The sequence below is a fragment of the Massilia sp. CCM 8734 genome, from assembly GCF_011682155.1.
Classification (GTDB): domain Bacteria; phylum Pseudomonadota; class Gammaproteobacteria; order Burkholderiales; family Burkholderiaceae_D; genus Telluria_A; species Telluria_A rubra.
This window is the reverse complement of the sequence record NZ_WHJI01000003.1, coordinates 155,589-170,807: the sequence shown is the minus strand read 5'-3', so window position 1 is coordinate 170,807 and position 15,219 is coordinate 155,589. Positions and strand designations below refer to the sequence as shown.

9 protein-coding genes are annotated in these 15,219 nt (G+C 66.0%); 4 read left to right on the top strand and 5 right to left on the bottom strand.

Going from position 1 to position 15,219, the window contains the following annotated elements; translation table 11 throughout:
- Positions 1-52: 52 nt before the first annotated feature.
- Both F2P46_RS04455 and F2P46_RS04450 read right to left on the bottom strand, forming a co-directional pair.
- Positions 53-4,183, bottom strand: coding sequence for a DEAD/DEAH box helicase (locus F2P46_RS04455; RefSeq protein ID WP_166885606.1), 4,131 nt, complete (start codon positions 4,181-4,183; stop codon positions 53-55).
- 20 nt (positions 4,184-4,203) lie between these two features.
- Positions 4,204-6,177 (bottom strand): prolyl oligopeptidase family serine peptidase, encoded by a 1,974-nt coding sequence (locus F2P46_RS04450; protein WP_166885604.1) that lies wholly within the window; start codon positions 6,175-6,177, stop codon positions 4,204-4,206.
- A gap of 140 nt (positions 6,178-6,317) precedes the next feature.
- On the opposite strand from F2P46_RS04450, the gene hemE reads away from it, so the two are divergent.
- Both hemE and F2P46_RS04440 read left to right on the top strand, forming a co-directional pair.
- A complete protein-coding gene (hemE, locus tag F2P46_RS04445; RefSeq protein WP_166885602.1) occupies positions 6,318-7,403 on the top strand; it encodes a uroporphyrinogen decarboxylase in 1,086 nt (361 codons plus the stop codon).
- A 750-nt stretch (positions 7,404-8,153) separates the two neighbouring features.
- Positions 8,154-10,175 carry a primosomal protein N' gene (locus F2P46_RS04440; protein ID WP_166885840.1) on the top strand — a complete coding sequence of 674 codons (2,022 nt, stop codon included), beginning with the start codon at positions 8,154-8,156 and terminating at the stop codon, positions 10,173-10,175.
- Between the two features lie 285 nt (positions 10,176-10,460).
- Here the strand turns inward: F2P46_RS04440 and F2P46_RS04435 are convergent, their stop codons facing one another.
- Complete coding sequence (locus F2P46_RS04435) at positions 10,461-11,384, bottom strand: ArgP/LysG family DNA-binding transcriptional regulator (protein ID WP_166885600.1); 924 nt, start codon at positions 11,382-11,384, stop codon at positions 10,461-10,463.
- Positions 11,385-11,555: 171 nt separating this feature from the next.
- Here F2P46_RS04435 and F2P46_RS04430 point away from each other — a divergent pair, with 171 nt between their 5' ends.
- Positions 11,556-12,998: a dihydrolipoyl dehydrogenase gene (locus F2P46_RS04430; protein ID WP_166885598.1), complete on the top strand. Its 1,443-nt coding sequence runs from the start codon at positions 11,556-11,558 to the stop codon at positions 12,996-12,998.
- Positions 12,999-13,041: 43 nt separating this feature from the next.
- Here F2P46_RS04430 and F2P46_RS04425 read toward each other — a convergent pair whose 3' ends face one another.
- On the bottom strand, positions 13,042-13,527 hold the full coding sequence (locus tag F2P46_RS04425) for an SRPBCC family protein (RefSeq protein ID WP_166885596.1): 486 nt from the start codon (positions 13,525-13,527) through the stop codon (positions 13,042-13,044).
- 143 nt (positions 13,528-13,670) lie between these two features.
- On the opposite strand from F2P46_RS04425, the gene F2P46_RS04420 reads away from it, so the two are divergent.
- Positions 13,671-14,207, top strand: a complete 537-nt coding sequence (locus tag F2P46_RS04420) for a DUF1003 domain-containing protein (RefSeq protein WP_166885595.1) — start codon at positions 13,671-13,673, stop codon at positions 14,205-14,207.
- Here F2P46_RS04420 and F2P46_RS04415 read toward each other — a convergent pair.
- The gene (locus tag F2P46_RS04415) at positions 14,204-15,124 is read right to left on the bottom strand and encodes a LysR family transcriptional regulator (protein ID WP_166885593.1); all 921 of its coding nucleotides are present in this window, start codon (positions 15,122-15,124) and stop codon (positions 14,204-14,206) included. The two genes, F2P46_RS04420 and F2P46_RS04415, sit on opposite strands and share 4 nt — an antisense overlap.
- Positions 15,125-15,219 lie beyond the last annotated feature (95 nt).

The window sequence follows — 15,219 nt, the reverse complement described above, 5'->3', positions numbered from 1 at the left end:
ACCACGTCGTTCCCGGCCTTGGCGGCCCCCTTCGCGGGAACGACGTGGCGGCCTACCGCAAGCCCTCCTGCAGCATGCGCAGCATATCCCCCGGCGACATGCGCGCCGAGACGTCGCTGCCTTCGAGCAGGCTGTCGGCCAGGTCGCGCTTGTGCTTGTGCAGGTCGACGATGCCTTCCTCGATCGTATGCCGTGCCACCAGCCGGTAAATGGTCACCGGCCGCTGCTGCCCCATGCGGTGCGCGCGGTCCGACGCCTGGTCTTCCACCGCCGGATTCCACCACGGGTCCATATGGATCACATAGTCCGCCGCCGTCAGGTTGATCCCGACCCCGCCCGCCTTGAGCGAAATGAGGAACACATCGCCCTCGCCGGCCTGGAACGCATCGACCCGCTTTTTACGCTCCTGCATCGGGGTCGAGCCATCGAGGTACTGATACTTGATCCCGCGCTCATCCAAATGCTTGCGGATCAGGGTCAGGTGGTCGACGAACTGGCTGAACACCAGCACCTTGTGGCGGTTGTCGAGCAGGTCGTCGAGCAGGCGCGCGAACACGGTGAGCTTGCTGCTTTGCAGGCCCAGCTCGGGCGCCACCAGCGCCGGATTGCAGCAGGCGCGCCGCAACTTCATCATCTCGGCCAGGATCTGGATCGACTTCTGGCTCTCGGGCGCTTCCAGCGCGGCCAGCTTGGCGATCGCATCGCGCCGCAGCGATTCGTACAGCGCCGTTTCTTCTTCGGTCAAATCGACCGGCAGCACGATCTCGGTGCGCGGCGGCAGTTCGGAGAGCACCTGCGCCTTGGTGCGGCGTAGGATGAACGGCTGGATCAAACGGCGCAGGCGCAGGCGCGCCCCGGCGTCAGCGCGCGTTGATGTCTTTGTTGCAGTCTGCGCCCGCTCGATCGGCCCGGCGAAGCGCAGGTTGAACTGGTCGCTGGTGCCGAGCAGGCCCGGATTAATGAAGCGGAACAGGTTCCACAACTCGCCCAGGTGATTTTCCAGCGGCGTGCCGGTGGCCACCATGCGGAACTCGCCCTGCAGCGCCATCACGGCCTGCGAGCGCTTGGTCGCGGTGTTCTTGATCGCCTGCGCTTCATCGAGCACGATGCTGTTCCAGCGCACCCTGGCAAACGCCGGCGCTTCCAGTTGCAGCAGGCCGTAGCTGGCGACCACCAGGTCGAACGGCCCCGCCTCATCGAGCATGGCGGCGCGGTCGCCGCTGCCGAACAGCTTCACGTTCAGGGTCGGCGCAAAGCGCGCCGCCTCGCTGATCCAGTTCATGCACACCGAGGTCGGCGCGATCACCAGCGCCGGCCCTTGCGGCGCGCGCGAGAGCAGCAGCGCCAGCGCCTGCAAGGTTTTACCGAGCCCCATGTCGTCCGCCAGGCAGGCGCCCACGCCCCAGTGGGCCAGGCGCGCCAGCCATTCGAAGCCCTCGACCTGGTAGTCGCGCAACTCGGCTTGCAGGGTACTCGGCAGCTGCGGCACGAAGGCCGCGTTGCGCTCCATGTGCGCCAGGTGGGCGATCCAGGCTTTGTCGGTGGTGACGCTGCCGGCGTCCTGCGCCAGGTCTTCCAGCGCGAAGCTGGCCAGCGCATGCACCTTGACCCCGTCCGCGCTCGGCGTACCAAAAGCCGACAGCTCCATCAGGCGCCGGTGCAGTTCGGACGTGAGGGCCATGAACTGGTTGTCGCCCAGCGCCACGAAGCGGCTGCCGTTCTCGCGCAGCATATCGAGCAGGGTGCGCAGGTCCATGATGCGGTTCTCGTCGATCTGCACTTCGCCGCTGGCCGCGAACCAGTCCTTGTCGCGCTTGATCGACAGGCGCACCGACGCCGAATCGGCCTTTTTGGCCAGCCGGAACGGCTCGCCCTCGGGCCAGGCCAGCAGCACGTTCGCCGGGTCGAGTTCCTGCAATTCGGCCAGCAGTTCCAGGCACGCGATCGGATTGGCCAGCAGCCATTCGCCGTGGTCGGCTTCGGATTGCTCCAGCACGTGCAGCGAGCCGACCAACTGGCGTTCGGCTTCGCGTTCGGCGTTCAGGTTGCGGCGCGCTTCGACCCGCGCGCCCTTCAGATCGGCGATCACGCTCTCGGCGCCCGAACCGGGCGGGTAATAGGCGCCGGCGTCCGGCAAGGGGCGCACCAGCACCTGCATTTTCAGACCCTGCTGATAGGGCAGCAGGTGCACGTGCAGGCGGCTGTCGGCTTCCACCCGGGCGATGTCGGCCGCGCTGCCGCCGATGTCCGATTGCACCGTGACGATCGACGAAATCGCGCCAATCGCCTTGAGCACCTGCTTTTCCGCGTGCAGCGGCACCACCAGGCCATTGCCGACGATGGCGCCGATGCGGCGGTGCTCGTCGCTGATGCGCACCACCCGCAGGCGGGTCGGCGTTTCACGCGTCACGCACACGTCGTCGGTATTGTCCACAATGGACGGTTGCAGGGTGATGGTCACATTCCCGGCGCGCGCCTTGATCATCAGTTCCGGTTCGCCCGGCAGCAGTTCCACGCGCGTGCCGGGCGCATCGATCCAGAACAGCAGCGGGTGGCCGATCAGCGCGGCCACCGCCTTGTCCATGTCGAATTCGTAACGCACCCCGCCGCCGCTGTAGTATTTATAGGCGTTCAGGGTCGCCACCACGTGCAGGTCTTGCGACGTCAAGAAGTCGAAGCTGGCCGCGTCCTCCGACAGGCGCTTGAGGCCCATGGCGCGGCCGCGGCTCCAGCCGCCCTGGGCGTCGCGCTTCTGTTCGCGCGCTTCGATGTCCTGCACGCCGTACAGCGGATCGAAGCGCAGGCCCCACACCAGGCGCGCTTCTTTCACGACTTCGACATTCACCGCCGGCTGCAGGTTGATCAGCGCATTGAGCTGGCGTTCCCACGGCTCCTCGCGCTCGAACCAGACGCTCATGTCGGCAAAGCGCAGGCGCTGGCGCAGGGCGGTCGCTTGCTGGTCGCACGAGACGGCGCCGATGCGGCCCAGCAGTGCGCCCAATTGCGCCGCCACCAGGTCAAAACCACCTTCGCACGCCTGCGTCATCATCTGTTCGAGCTGCGCGCGCTTGTCGTCGAGCTGCGGCAACGCCAGCCAGTAGTGCAGCAACGCGCGGAACATGAACGGTTGCAGCGCGCTTTCCCAGCTGCGCGTGGGCAGTACCGCGGCGTCGACCGTGCCGCCGCGGATCTGGCGCAGCAGGTTCAGTTGCTGGTAGACCGCCGTGTCGTGGCTTTGCGCGGTGCGCGTGACGATGTCGAGATAGGCCTCGGCCGCCTTGGCATGCTTCGGGTCAAGACTGCGCAGCAGCGCCAGCACGTACAGGTGGCCGCCGATGCCGGGAAAGGCCATCTTGCGCTTGCCGGTTTCGCGCCGCAGCGCCTTGAGCGCCTGCTCGAACCCGGTGAGCGCCTCCATGTGGTGCTCGCGCAGCAGCAGGATCACGCTGCGGTAGAACAGCGCCATCGAGTCGTCCAGCTCGGCCAGCAGGTTCGAGGCGTCGTCCAGGCGGCCGCATAAAATCAGGTGTTCGGCCATGACGATGCGCAGCGCCATCGATGGCGCTCCTTTAGCCAGGTGGCGTTCGGCGAAGCCGCGCAACTGCGCCGCGCTGCCCGGTTCGCGCTGGGCATTTTCCAGCAGCACCGTCAGCACCTCGTCGCGCACCAGCGGGTGGATGCGCGCAAACAGCGCCGGCTCGAACGGGCGCGCGCAGATATCGACCAGCGGATGCAGGTAGCCCGCCTCGTGGCAGTTCATGCAGGCCGCCAGCAGCGGCGCCACCTGGGCCGGGCCCTGGCCGCTGGCCAGCGCGATGCGCAGCAGCGCCACCCCCTGGCGGTAGCTGCGCAGGATCGCAAAGCCTTCCCAGTTGCGGCGCAGCGGGGTCAGCTTGTCGTAGGCGAGGGCCAGCGCGCCGAAGGTGCCGGCGTCGAGCGCGGCGCTCAATGCCAGCCAGGTGATCTCGGGCGTGATGATCCAGCCGCGGTGCTGCAACTCGCTCGCCATGCCGGCGCCGCGCAGCGCATCCATCGCCGCCACCATGCGCTCGTTGTCGAGCGCGACACCGGCGGCGGCGAGGTGTTCCTGGAGGCGGATGCGGCCCATCGGCTCGCCCGCCATCGCCAGCATGGCGACGATATGTTGCTCGACCGTGTCCATGTGCGTGAATTGCTCGCGCATGGTCGCTGTTTCCTGTTGGTTCATGCAGCGCCGGGCAGATTCTCGATCGCCACCACCGCCGGCTGGCCTTGTGTGGTCAAACCGAAGATGCGCAGGTAGAAATACAGCTCCGCTTCGAGCGTGCGCACGATGCTGTCGGCCTTGCGAAAGCCATGGCCTTCGCCCTCCAGGGTCATGTAGGCCACCGGCACGCCGGACGCGCGCAGCGCCGTGACCATCACTTCCGACTGCTGCGGCGGCACGACCTTGTCGTCCAGGCCCTGGAAGAAGATCATCGGGCGCGTCAGCTTGTCGGCGTGGTTGATCGGTGAGCGCAGCAGGTACAGGCTTTCCGACTGCGCTTTTGGTGCGATCAGGTACTCGTTGTAGTGCGACTCGAACTTGTGCGAGTCGTCGTCCAGGCCCTTCAGGTCCGACACGCCGTAGTAGCTGGCGCCGGCCTTGAACACATCATGGAAGGTGAGGGCGCACAGGGTGGTCAGGCCGCCGGCGCTGCCGCCGCGGATGACCAGCCGTTCCGGATCGGCCAGGCCGCGCGTGGCCACGTAGCGCGCGCCGGCGACGCAATCGTCGACGTCGACCACGCCCCACTGGCCCTTGAGCGCATCGCGGTAGGCGCGTCCGAAGCCGCTGCTGCCGCCGTAGTTCACATCGAGCACCGCGAACCCGCGGCTGGTCCAGTACTGGGTGGCCAGCTTGAGGGTGTTGGTGGCCATGCCGGTCGGGCCGCCGTGGCTGATCACCATCAGCGGCGGCCTGGCGCTGGGGTCCGGCCTCACGTCGGCGTTGCAGGGCGGGTAGTAGAACGCGTGCGCGCTGCGCTGGCCGTTGGCGCCGCTGGCGTAGGTGACGCTCTCGGGGACCGACAGGTAGCCGTCGGCCGGCAGCGCGCTGATCGAGCGCGCCAGCACGTGGGGCGTGGCGCTGGCCAGCTCGAAACGCGCCAGCTCCAGCGGGATGTGCGGCGAGCCGCCCAGGATCAGCGCCACGCCGCCGCCCACGCGCAGCTCGCGGATTTCTTCGTAGGGATTGGTGATCGGCGCCAGTTTGCCGGTGTCGGGCGAGAGTTGCGCCAGGCGGGAGACGCCATTTTCGATGTAGGTGCAGATAATCTCGCCGTCGCCGCCGTTTCCCTGGCTGAAGCCGTACATCGACACCGCGAACGTCCAGTGGGGCGAGCCGAATTCGGCGGCGCGCTCGCACAGCGGCTGCACCTCGCCCTCGGCCAGGCGGTACAGGTTCCACCAGCCGCTGCGGTCCGACACAAAGTGCAGCACGCCGGCCGGCGACCATTCGGGCTGGCAGAGCGCTTCTTCAGGCCCGCCCGCGACCAGCGTCGGCCTGCCAAGCGAGCCGTCCGGATTGACCTGCGCCAGCCACAGTTCGGTGCCCTGCCACGGCATGCGCGGATGGTCCCAGCTCAGCCATGCCAGCGACTGGCCGTCCGGCGACAGGCGCGGCGCGGCGTAAAAGTCGCTGCCTTGGGCCAGCACGGTTTCGCTGCCGTCGGCGTCGATCGCGCACAGCGTATTGACTGGCTGCATATCCGATGCACTGCTGGCGCCCGCGTGGTCCTCGCGCACCACCACCAGGCGGCCGCGCGCCGCATCGTGGGCAAAGTCGGCGTAGCGCGCGCTGCCCGCACGCGTGAGCGCGCGCGGCGCCGCGCCGGGAGCGATTTCGTAAATACAGTTATCGGCAAAATGCGAGAAGTACACCGTGCCCGCCGCCACCAGGTAGGCGCCGCCGCCGTATTCGTGCACGCGGCTGCGCACATTGAACGGGGCCGGGGTCAGCTCGACCAGGTCGGCGCCGCGCTGGCGCAGCAGGGTGGTGCGCCCGCCTTCGCTGGCGCGTCCGGCCAGCCAGTAAGCGTCGCCGCCATCGGCCTGCGGCTGCGACAGCGGGGTGGCGCCGGCCGCCACGACGGCGGCGCTGATCGGGGAAGGCCAGAGGCCGAAAGCGGCGTTCTGTTCGCTGGTGGAGGCTGTCATGGGGGATTCTCTGGGTTGGCGGCGGTATGGCATGATAGTTAATACCCCGCGCCCGTGCAAATGCGCTCGCGCGGGGCAGGGGGTGAGAATGCGGGAGAATGCGATAATAGCGCCTTTCTCCAAGCTTTCGACGGTTCCCCATGCCCCAATTCGCCCCGCTCCAGAACGATACATTCCTGCGCGCGCTGCTGCGCCAACCGACCGATTACACGCCTGTGTGGCTGATGCGTCAGGCGGGGCGCTACCTGCCCGAATACCGCGCCACGCGCGAGCGGGCCGGCTCCTTCCTGGGCCTGGCCAAGAATCCCGATTACGCCACCGAAGTGACCCTGCAGCCGATCGACCGCTACCCGCTGGACGCCTCGATCCTGTTTTCCGACATCCTCACCGTGCCCGACGCGATGGGCCTGGGCCTGTATTTCGTCGATGGCGAAGGTCCCAAGTTCGAGCGTCCGCTGCGCACCGAAGCCGACGTCATGGCCCTGCGCGCGCCCGACCTGGACTCGCTCGACTACGTCTTCAAGGCGGTCACCCAGATCCGCGGCGCCCTGAACGGGCGCGTGCCGCTGATCGGTTTTTCGGGCAGCCCGTGGACCCTGGCCTGCTATATGGTCGAAGGCGGCGGCTCCAAGGAATTCCACACCATCAAAAAGATGCTGTACAACCGCCCCGACCTGATGCACCACATCCTGTCGACCAACGCGGCGGCGGTGGCGGCCTACCTGAACGCCCAGATCGACGCCGGCGCCCAGGCCGTGATGATGTTCGACTCGTGGGGCGGCGCGCTGGCCGACGGCGCCTACCAAACCTTCTCGCTGGAGTACATGCGCCAGGTGATGAGCCAGCTCAAGCGCGAAAAAGACGGCGTGCGCATCCCGGCGGTGGTCTTCACCAAGGGCGGCGGCCTGTGGCTCGACCAGATCGCCGACATCGGCGCCGATGCGGTCGGGCTGGACTGGACCGTCAACCTGGGCCGCGCGCGCGCGCTGGTCGGCCACAAGGTTGCCCTGCAGGGCAACCTGGACCCGGCCATCCTGTTCGCCAGCCCGGAACAGATCCGCGCTGAAGTCGAGCGTACCCTGACCAGCTACGGCAAGCCGCTAGAGGGCTCAGGTCACGTGTTCAACCTGGGGCATGGCATCTCGCAATTCACCCCGCCCGAGTCGGTCAGCGCCATGGTCGAGGCAGTGCATAGCTTCAGCCGCCAGCAACGCGCCGGCCTGTAGTCTGGCTACAGCGATGCCCCCTTGCCCGGGTGGTGGCGCTGCGCTGCGGAAGACGTTTTCTGAGTGACAATATCCCACTTATTCACAATTTTTCTGAACATCACTGATTAAAAATAAGGCGGCCAAGAAAAGTTTCTTGAACTTTTAAGTCGTTGATTTAAAACAGTTTATAAAATTTGCCTGTCGAGATGGGTGGCGAAAATGTGGACAAGGTACAGAGGGAAAGCGCGGGTTTTCAAGCATTGTCCACAAAGTTATCAACAGGCAGTGTGGATAAAAATGAAAAGTCTCGCGTTTACCGCGACTTAGCGCAATTGTTAAGGTTTTACCTGAGGATTTGCTGTGCTGCATGATGGTGCCGGACTGTGTCGGCGGCAACCAGCCGCAGGTGCGCGCCGGGTCCCGCAGCGGCCCGGCCAGCCGGCTGCGTGAGCTGTTTATCCACAGCCGCAAGCGGCCAATCCGACTACATTTTTAGTGCTCCACGCCCTACTTATGCACAGAACGGCGGTAAAACCTGGTTTTCCCGCCTTCCCAAGGCTGTTTTCGCAAGTGATTGATTCTTAAGGATTAAATTTCTTTGATTTTCAGTTGTTAGGCTCATCTATTGTGCAAGCACAAAGCTTTTGGCCTCGCACAAATTGTTTGTCCACAAAGTTGTCCACAAGCTGAGCGTGCTTGAAACGATGTCCTGGACATCCATGGCGATGGGCTTTGCGTGCCTCCTTCAACCTGACCGAACCGACCCAGATGGCGTACTGCATCCTCAACATCGCGCTCGACACGCCGCTCACCAGCTGCTTCGATTACCGCTGGCCGTGCGCGCCCGGCGACGAGCCGCGCGTGGGCCAGCTGGCGCTGGTCAGCTTCGGGCGCCGCGAGGTAGTCGGGCTCATCGTCGCCATCAAGCACGACACCGAGGTCCCGGCCGACAAGCTCAAAGACGCGCTGGCCGTGCGCAGCCAGCTCTCGCCCCTGTCGCCGCAATGGATCGCGCTGGCCGCGTTTGCGGCCGACTACTATCAGCGTCCGCTCGGCGAAGTGGCCTTGCCCGGGCTGCCCAAGAACCTGCGCGTGCTCACCACCGTGGCGCTCGACCGCGCGCTGAAAAAGCTGGCCAAGAGCGCGCCCGCGCACGACCACACGCCGCTCGACATGCCGCTCCTGAACGAGGCGCAGCAGCAAGCGGCCGACGCCATCGGGCTCGCCCAGGGTTTTACGCCGATCCTGCTGTACGGCGTGACCGGCAGCGGCAAGACCGAAGTGTACCTGCAGGCCTGCGCCCAGGTGCTGGCGCGCGAAGAGGGAGGGCAGATCCTGATCCTGGTCCCCGAGATCAACCTCACCCCGCAGCTGGAAGGGAACATCCGCGCCCGCTTTCCGGGCGTGATGCTGGCCACCTTGCATAGCAGCCTGTCGGAGGGCGAACGCATGCTGCACTGGCTGGCCGCGCACCAGGGGCAGGCCCGCATCATCCTCGGCACCCGGCTGGCGATCCTGGCCTCGCTGCCGAACCTGAAGCTGATCGTCATCGACGAAGAGCACGACCCCTCGTACAAACAGCAGGAAGGGCTGCGCTACTCTGCGCGCGACCTGGCGGTGTGGCGCGCGCGCCAGCTCGGCATTCCGATCGTGCTCGGATCGGCCACGCCATCGCTCGAGAGCTGGCACCATGCCGGCTCCGGGCGCTATCGCAAGCTCGAACTGCGCGAGCGCGCCGTCAAGGACGCGGTGCTGCCGCGCGTGAAGCTGCTCGACATGGAGCGCGACAAGCCGGTCGACGGAATCACCTCGCACCTGATGGCGGCGCTGCGCCAGCGCCTCGAGCGCGGCGAACAATCGCTGCTGTTTTTGAACCGGCGTGGGTATGCGCCCGTGATCTGCTGCGAATCGTGCGGCTGGATCAGCAACTGCACCCGCTGCACCTCGTTCATGGTGCTGCACAAGCCCGAGCACCGGCTGCGCTGCCACCACTGCAGCCTGGAGCTGCGCATACCCCGGCATTGTCCGGACTGCGGCAATGTCGACCTGCAGCCGCTCGGGCGCGGCACCCAGCGCGTGGAAGAAGGCTTGCAGCAGGTTTTTCCCGAGGCGCGCATCCTGCGCATCGACGCCGACTCCACGCGCCTGAAGGGCAGTGCGCAAGCCGCGTTCGACACGGTGCACCGGGGCGAAGTCGATATCCTGATCGGCACCCAGATGGTCGCCAAGGGGCACGACTTCAAGAGACTGACCCTGGTGGGGATTTTGAATCCCGACACCGCGCTGTTCTCGCAGGATTACCGCGCCAGCGAGCGCCTGTTCGCGCAGTTGATGCAAGTGGCGGGGCGCGCGGGCAGGGCGGCGCGCACGGAAGGCGGCAGCGTGAGCGAAGTGCTGATCCAGACGCGTTACGCCAGCCATCCGCTGTACACGGCGGTGGTGAACCATGACTACGACCGTTTCGCCACCGATTTGCTGGAAGAGCGACGCGCTGCCGCGCTGCCGCCGTACCTGTACCAGGCGCTGTTGCGGGCCGAAGCGCCGGAGCTCGAAACGGCGATTAGCTTCTTGGAGAGTGCGCGTGACGCGCTGGTATTCGACGGCATCACCTTGAATGACCCGATCCCGATGACGATGACGCGGGTGCACAACGTCGACCGTGCGCAGCTGCTGGTGGAAAGTCCCTCGCGGCCGGCGCTGCAAGCCTTCCTCAAAGAATGGCTGGCCCTGTTGCGCGCCATGAAAAGCCGGGTCAAATGGTCGCTCGAAGTCGACCCCCTCGACATCTGAAGCAACAGTTCCCCTCCACCGGGGTCTGACCTCTGATTAGCAATAAAAATCCAGTCGGCAACAAACCCCACACCGGGGTCAGAGCTTTAACTAGCAACAAACAGCTTGGCCGCAACCGTTTTGTGGGCTTATCACGACGGCTTCGGTGGTTCTCCACGCCGTTTGCCACAACTGAACCGGCATTCGTCCGTTTTCTCTGTAACGTTGATCCGTTCAGCAACTATTGCAAGTTAAAGCTCTGACCCCGGTGTGGGGGGGTAGGGCTTTTGGGCAAGTAATTGCTAATCAGAGGTCAGACCCCGGTTGAGACCCCGGTTGCGGGAGGTAGCGGCGGGCGCTGGTGACGATGTGCTCGGTCAGGGCGCGCGTGAAGGGGGTGTCGATGTTCCAGGCGTGCCACGATAAGGCCGTGTTCCAGGTGCGGCCCGGTGCGAGGTCGACCAATTGGCCGGCGGCAATCAGGCTCAGCGCGCTCAGTTCCGGCATCAGGCCGTACGCCACGCCGTGCAAAATGCAGTTCTCCAGCGCCGCCGAGACCGGCATGGTGTGGTGCGGGAAGGCCACCTCGCCGTCGAACTGGCGCGCCAGGAAGCGCGCCAGTTGCTTGCGCTCGCTGACCACCGCCGGCGCCAGCGCCACCGCCTCGGCAATGAAGCCGTCGCCGAACCAGTGCCCCGCAAACGCGGGCGTGGCTACGCAGGTGTAGCGCAGCAATCCCAGCGCCGTGGCGGTGGTGCCGACCGCCGCTTCGCCGGCGCCGCCGCCATCGGCCTCGGCCACGCAGGCGAACGCCGCGCCTTCGCGCACCAGCCGCAGCGCACGCTCGCCGTCGGCCAGTTCGATGTTGAACTGGCAGCGCGGCGGTGACAGCAGCGCCGGCAGCGCTTGCGCGAACCAGGTCGCCAGGCTGTCGGCGTCGAGCGCCAGGGCCAGGGTCGGCAGGCTGGTGTCGCGCCCGAGGTCGATGTCGAGCGCCGCTTCCATCAGCTTCACATGGCGGAAATGCAGCACCAGCCGCTGCCCCAGCCCGGTCGGCGCCGAGGGCGCGCCGCGTACCACCAGCAGGCGGCCGCAGCTGTCTTCGAGCGCCTTGATGCGCTGCGATACGGCCGACTGGCTCATTCCCAGCAGCAGCGCCGCCTTGTCGAAACTGCCGCTCGCCGCCACCGCGTCGAGTACGGCCAGGCCGCGATAGTCGAGATTACTCATCAGCTAAGCTTATCCATGGTGAAATTGATTAGCGATACTAATACGCTTCGCCTCAGGCTGCCAACGCGCAACAGCCGCAGCCCACGGAAAACCGAAAATTGGCGTATCGTTGACGCCTGAAAACGGCACCCGCCCGCATCCTTTGTACGTCCAGTTGAAAAAGAGTCCGCCATGAACAAGTTACACGTCGACGTCGCCGTCATCGGCACCGGAACCGCAGGTCTCGCCGCTTACCGCGCCGCCCGCGCCCAAGGGAAAACCGCGCTCCTCATCGAGAGCGGCCCCTACGGCACCACCTGCGCCCGCGTCGGCTGCATGCCCAGCAAATTGCTGATCGCCGCCAGCGAGGCGGCCCACATGCTGGCGCTGGCGCCGCAATTCGGGGTCCATCCCGATGGCGTGCGCATCGACGGCAAGGCCGTGATGGCGCGCGTGCGCAGCGAACGCGACCGTTTCGTCGGCTTCGTGCTCGAGAGCGTTGACAACATCCCGGACCAGGACAAGCTGCGCGGCCACGCCCGCTTCACCGGCCCGCAGTCGCTGCAGGTCGGCGAGCACACCACGGTCGAGGCGTCGCGGGTGGTCATCGCCAGCGGTTCCACCCCGGTCATGCTGCCCCAGCTCAAGGAGGTGGGCACGCGCGTCATCGTCAGCGATGATGTGTTCGACTGGACCGACCTGCCGGCATCGGTGGCGGTGATCGGCACCGGCGTGATCGGCCTGGAACTGGGCCAGGCCCTGCATCGCCTGGGGGTGCGCGTGAGCGTGTTCGCGCGCGGCGGCAGCGTGGCCCAGCTGAGCGACCCGGAAGTGCTGCACGTGGCCGGCAAGGCCCTCGGGCGCGAACTCGACCTGCGCTTCCAGCAACGGATCATCGGCGCCGAGCAGCAGGGAGAGGAAGTCGTCTTGACAACGCGTAACGCCGCCGGCGCCGAGCATACCGACCGCTTTTCGTATGTGCTGGTGGCGGCCGGGCGCACGCCGAATGTGGACCAGATCGGCATCGAGCACACCGGCCTGGCGCTGGACGAGCGCGGCATTCCCTTGTTCGACGCCACCACCATGCAGTGCGGCACCAGCCACATTTTCATCGCCGGCGACGCCAACAACGAGCGCCCGGTGCTGCCGGAGGCGGCCGACCACGGCAAGATCGCGGGCGACAACGCCGGCCGCTATCCCGACGTGCGCCCGGGCCTGCGCCGCACGCCGCTCACGATTGCGTTTACCGAGCCGCAGATCGCGACCCTGGGCGAGAGCTACAAGGAGTTGTGTGCTGAAGGCAAGCCCAAGTTTGCGCTCGGCAAGGTGTCCTTCGAGAACCAGGGGCGCAGCCGGGTGATGCTGCAGAACCACGGCATGCTGCGCGTGTATGGGGAGTACGGCACCGGCCGCTTTTTGGGCGCCGAGATGATCGGGCCGCGCGCGGAGAACCTGGGGCACCTGCTGGCCTGGGCCTGCCAGGCGCGCATGACGGTGGCGCAGATGCTCGACATGCCGTTCTACCATCCGGTGATCGAGGAGGGCGTGCGCACCGCGCTGCGCGACTTGGCGCTGGAGCTGGAAAAAGGCGCGCCGAAGGCGAGTGGCGCGCCGGACACGACGCCGGGCGTGTGAGCCTGGGGGTGGCCAGGCGCCCGTCGCCGGCCGCCCGTCGCCCCTAGTTCAAATAACTGGCATCGAGCCGTCCCGCCCCCGCCATCTCGCGCACGATCCGGATGGTGTCGATATCGGCTTCCTGGTACGCCGACTTCTTGTACTCGTCATACATGGCATTGACCTTGTCGGTTTCGGCATCATGCCCGTCGTCGTACTTGAAGCGCACGAACAGGGTGTGCTCGGCCGGCGTTTCGATCGTCACGGTCAGGCTTGAGGCGGCGATCTCGCCCTGTTCCGGCACCTCGTAGCGTACTTCCTGCAGCGGCGTGAGCAGCACGCGGTCGAGCACCACCAGCTCGCCGAAACGCCGGCTGCGCCGGAAACTGCCGCTCTCGCGCTCGTCGATCGTGCACTCGTCCAGATGCGGCACGAACAGCTTGGGCATTTCGGCGCACAGCACCAGTCCACGCCACAGTTGCTCGCGCGTCAGGGTGTCGATCAGCGGGTTCAAGGGATCGTTAATTTCAATTAAGTGTTCAAATTTCATGGTGCTCTGACTCGTCGGTAAAGGGCATGGCAGCCCGGATAGTGCGATGGTAACGCAAGCGATCTGTGCGCGCTGAAAAGTGACTTGCGGATACACTGTTATCGAGCAGACAACCGGTCTGCACCACCAGCGAAGAACACAGCATGAGGACCACCCGCAAAGACTATCTGGCGCATATCGAAGAGCTGCAAAAACGCAGCGACGATACCGTGGCCAAGCACATCGCCGAACGGCGCGCGCTCACCCCCAGCCAGCCCGATCCGGAAGACGACCCCACCTTCGGCCAGCGCGCGGCCGACGCCGTGGCCCGCTTCGGCGGTTCCTGGACCTTCATCATGCTGTTCGCGCTGGTGCTGGTGTGCTGGGTGGTGCTCAATTCCTTCCTGCTTACGCGCGGCGGCGCCAAACCCTTCGATCCCTATCCCTACATCCTGCTGAACCTGTTTTTGTCGATGCTGGCCTCGATCCAGGCGCCGGTGATCCTGATGTCGCAGAACCGCCAGGGCGAAATCGACCGCCTCAACGCCCAGAACGATTACGAGATCAACCTCAAGGCCGAGCTCGAAATCATGGCCCTGCACGAAAAGATGGATGGCTTCAAGCAGCAACTGCTCGACATGCAGCATGAACAGCTGCGCCTGCTCAACGCCCTGTGCGCGGACAACAAGGTCGCCACCTAATTGCCGATCCCGGGCAAGCCCTCGTCCCAATACGGGGTCGGTCCGAAGCGGGCGGCAAAATAATCGATGAACGCTTGCGTCTTGGGCGGCAAAAAATTGCGGTTCAGGTACTGGGCCGAGACCACCGAATTCAACGCCATCGGATACGCCGCCAGCAGGGGCACCAGCGCGCCACTCTTGAGCTGCTGGTACACCGCCCAGGTCGATTGCAGCGCGATGCCCAGCCCGGCCAGGGCGGCGTCGCGCATCGCTTCGCCGTTATCGCTGCGCATCCGCCCGCCCACCCGCACGCTGATCAGGCTGCCGTCAGTATCCCTGAAATTCCATGGATTAAGGCCTTCCAGCACCAGGCACTGGTGCTCGCTTAGCTCCTGCGGGCGCTGCGGCGTGCCGTGCCGCGCCAGGTAATCGGGCGCGGCCACCAGCAGCAGGCGGCTGGGCGCCAGCACGCGCGCGATCAGGGCCGAATCGTGCAGCGGCCCGTTGCGGATGGTCACGTCGATGCCGTTGGCGGCCAGGTCGATCACCCGGTCCGACAGGCGCAGGTCGAGTTGCAGGCCCGGATAGCGTTCCAGGAATTGCGGCAGCCATGGCATCAGGTGCAGGCGTCCGAACGAGACCGAGGCCGCCACCCGTAGCAAGCCCTGCGGTTCTCGCCCGGCGCCGACCGAGGCGCGCGCCTGTTCGGCGGCGTCGAGCAGGGCCACGGCGCGCTCGAGAAAGACTTCGCCATCCTGCGACAGGGCGATCTGGCGCGTGGTCCGGTGCAGCAGGCGCGCGCCGAGCTGGCGTTCGAGCTGGGCCATGCGCGCGCTCGAGGCCGCCGGCGACAGCCCGAACTCGCGCCCGGCGGCCGACAGGTTGCGGGTGGCGCAGACCCGCACGAACAGCGCCACATCGGTCAGGTCGAGGTGCATTTTTTTGTTTTGGTGAAGAGATATTCAATCATTATGCCAATTATAAATCGAATCGGGGCGGTCTACACTGGCTCTTCTCGCAACCAGACAAGGAA

Coding starts and splice junctions, on each gene's coding strand:
- F2P46_RS04455 (WP_166885606.1), bottom strand. CDS start 4,183: ATGCGCGAGCAATTCACGCACATGGACACGGTCGAGCAACATATCGTC.
- F2P46_RS04450 (WP_166885604.1), bottom strand. CDS start 6,177: ATGACAGCCTCCACCAGCGAACAGAACGCCGCTTTCGGCCTCTGGCCT.
- hemE (WP_166885602.1), top strand. CDS start 6,318: ATGCCCCAATTCGCCCCGCTCCAGAACGATACATTCCTGCGCGCGCTG.
- F2P46_RS04440 (WP_166885840.1), top strand. CDS start 8,154: ATGGCGTACTGCATCCTCAACATCGCGCTCGACACGCCGCTCACCAGC.
- F2P46_RS04435 (WP_166885600.1), bottom strand. CDS start 11,384: ATGAGTAATCTCGACTATCGCGGCCTGGCCGTACTCGACGCGGTGGCG.
- F2P46_RS04430 (WP_166885598.1), top strand. CDS start 11,556: ATGAACAAGTTACACGTCGACGTCGCCGTCATCGGCACCGGAACCGCA.
- F2P46_RS04425 (WP_166885596.1), bottom strand. CDS start 13,527: ATGAAATTTGAACACTTAATTGAAATTAACGATCCCTTGAACCCGCTG.
- F2P46_RS04420 (WP_166885595.1), top strand. CDS start 13,671: ATGAGGACCACCCGCAAAGACTATCTGGCGCATATCGAAGAGCTGCAA.
- F2P46_RS04415 (WP_166885593.1), bottom strand. CDS start 15,124: ATGCACCTCGACCTGACCGATGTGGCGCTGTTCGTGCGGGTCTGCGCC.